3 protein-coding genes are annotated in these 2,787 nt (G+C 41.0%); all 3 read right to left on the minus strand.

What is annotated here, in order from left to right; genetic code table 11:
* Nucleotides 1-88 precede the first annotated feature (88 nt).
* Nucleotides 89-1,375 carry a nickel pincer cofactor biosynthesis protein LarC gene (gene larC, locus H525_RS0115325; RefSeq protein WP_027416897.1) on the minus strand — a complete coding sequence of 429 codons (1,287 nt, stop codon included), beginning with the start codon at nucleotides 1,373-1,375 and terminating at the stop codon, nucleotides 89-91.
* Nucleotides 1,376-1,871: 496 nt separating this feature from the next.
* A complete protein-coding gene (locus tag H525_RS24345; protein ID WP_027416898.1) occupies nucleotides 1,872-2,255 on the minus strand; it encodes a hypothetical protein in 384 nt (127 codons plus the stop codon).
* 394 nt (nucleotides 2,256-2,649) lie between these two features.
* On the minus strand, nucleotides 2,650-2,787 hold the full coding sequence (locus H525_RS27450; RefSeq protein ID WP_155837338.1) for an integrase core domain-containing protein: 138 nt from the start codon (nucleotides 2,785-2,787) through the stop codon (nucleotides 2,650-2,652).

Genomic DNA, 2,787 nt, shown 5'->3' on the forward strand with positions numbered 1-2,787 from the left:
CGGAATAGTTTCTTCGTGTCATGGGAATCAATCCTCCTACGTATAGTATCGCTCTTATTTCGGAGGTTGTCCAACTTGATTACGGGGCTTAAGAGATAGCATATTGATATACTTCTTGAAACGAGACCTGATGTTCTCTTGCCGCCTTAGCTACATCTTCGTATTCAGGTGCCTGGTGCATCATTTTATTTCCCATAAACGCTTGCTTCACCCTTATCTGTCCATATGGCGTATCTACCACAATAAATTTTCTATCAAGAATATTGCGACTCCAGAGGCTTCGCCGAACTCCAAGGGTAGTAGTTTCAGCTAACAAAACAGTTTCACAGCGTTCTGCCAATTCCGAAGATACTAAAACAGTCACAAGTGTACCTGGCCGATTTTTCTTCATGTAGACTGGCGTATAAAATACATCGAGTGCACCTGCGGAAAAGAGGCTCTCCATCGTATATCCAAGTCCTTCCCCTGTCATATCATCCACCTGGGCCTCCAGTACAAAAATAGATTCCCGCCCCTGTTGAGTTTCATCTTTGGATGTAACCTTTTTTAAATCCAATAGCTTGATGAACAACACTCTTAGCACATTGGGATGATCAAACTCTTTTTCTCCAGCACCATACCCGATCTGTTCAACTGTAAAAGCACCTGGAAGTATAAACTTTTTCACAAGTGCTCGTAAAATCCCCGCACCGGTTGGAGTGGTCAATTCACCCTTGACGTTTAATTCAGCAAGAGGAATCCCCTTCAGTAACTCCAGTGTTGCTGGAGCAGGAATCGGGTAAAGACCATGCGCCATTCGCTTCTTTCCATAGCCAGTAGGCACAGGTGATGCATAAATCTCGTCGATTCCTAGGTTTTCAAGGGCCAAGCAGACGCCAATCGTGTCAATAATCGAATCCATTGCTCCTACCTCATGGAAATGAACCTCCCTAGGGTCGATTCCATGAATTTTTCCCTCGGCAATTGCTACTTCTTGAAAAATTGCGAAGCTACGCGCTTTTACTCTCGCTGGAAGATCGCTCTGCTCAATCATCTCTAAAATTTGTGCGACACTCCGATGTTCATGATGATAGTCATGATCGTGGTGATGATGTTCATGTTCGTGCTCATGGTCATGATCATGGTGATGATGTTCATGTTCATCGCCTTTGTGAGTGTGAGTGCGACTGCCAGAATTTGATGGAAAGTAGATTTGCAATTTCTTTGCAGCTATGCCGCGTTTGACGATTTTATGTACTTCAATTTCGAAAGGATCGATCGGTAATTTCCTTAAGTATTTCACAATATAGGATAAATCGGCCCCTAAATCGATAAGGGCAGCCAGTGTCATATCTCCCGAAATTCCAGATATACAATCAAGATAAAGAGTTTTCATCATCGATTTCCTCCAAAATTTTGTTGTCTTGGACACACAAACTAGACCAGCTTCTCTTTTCTTTAACCCGAAACACAATCATTACTATACGTAATCACAGTTTTTGTTAACAAAATATTCCCCTCCTGCTTCTTCTAATCACGTCTTATTAGATAACAATGGACTAATTGTCCACTAGGAGTCTGTCCGACGAAGCATTTTTAGCGAATATTTATTCATGTATACTTATAATCAATGAATAAAGCCTTGTTGTTTGGATAAATATATAAAATTTTCATTCTGTTGGACAGACTCCTAGTTATATTTATAAACAATGCAAAATTTATGCCAGGATGATTATATTTAAGCCTCAACTTCCAAAAATATACTTACACGCGTACTATAATCAAAAAGGGTTTAGCGCACATCGTGCCAAACCCTTCTCTATAGAATATTCATATACGTTCTACTTTTGACTTGAATTTTATCGCCAGGCTGCAGTGTGTTTTTTCTTCCATTACAAAGAATATCTTCGTATATATGTACCCCACTTATCCAGTCTTCTCCAGTGCTCAACCGAATCTCTCTTCCGTCCATAAGTGGAGCGGGGCACGATCACGATCTTTTCTCCGTATTTGCCCAGCCTTTTTCGCAAACGATACACTAAAGCATTGATTTCATCTCTACCAACATCAGGTATTCCCTGATGTTCTCCCATCATTCTCTCCGGCCGAACAACCAGGCCGCTTATCCCAGACTGTTTATACACAAATGGACTGGTAAATTCCATGGTACGTTCTAGTTCAATTTCACTGCCGGCGAGAAATATACGGACTGGAAAACGTAATATCGGCGTATTCTCTTTTCCGATACGCCCTGCTAACAGTTCTCCTTCTGACAAAAGGATTCGTTCTCCTTCATTGAAAAGCCCACCTTTTTCAATTCACAGAAAAGCTCCTTCAATCACTACATACTCACCTCTACATGACATATACCTATCGTGTTCAACGCTCCATCTCTATGGCTATTTTTTATTTTAAACAGCAAAAGCAAACGTGAGAGCAAATGTATTCTATGCCTGACAATACAGTTTTACGTTATGTTTCATTTCATATCAACTTTTGAACAAGTAATGATTATGAATGACTTTGTTTTATACAGCATAACAAGTTTTTTACCAGATAAATACGAAGGGGCCGTCCTATAAGTAAGTGGGCCGCCCCGTTTATATCTGTGTTTGTCAATATAGTTGTCGCACCTTCTTGAAATTTAATAGGGTCTAATTGCACTGCTCCTCAGCAGTTGCCGAAATTGGCGCTCTTTCTGGATTGAGCCATACTTTGATTGGGTGTTAAGAAATTAAGCCCGCTGTGCCGGTGTTCGGAGTTGTACCAGTGTACAAACTGCAATACCCATTCACGCGCCTCTGACAT

It is taken from the genome of Aneurinibacillus terranovensis DSM 18919 (assembly GCF_000430625.1).
In the GTDB taxonomy this organism is placed as follows: Bacteria; Bacillota; Bacilli; order Aneurinibacillales; family Aneurinibacillaceae; genus Aneurinibacillus_B; species Aneurinibacillus_B terranovensis.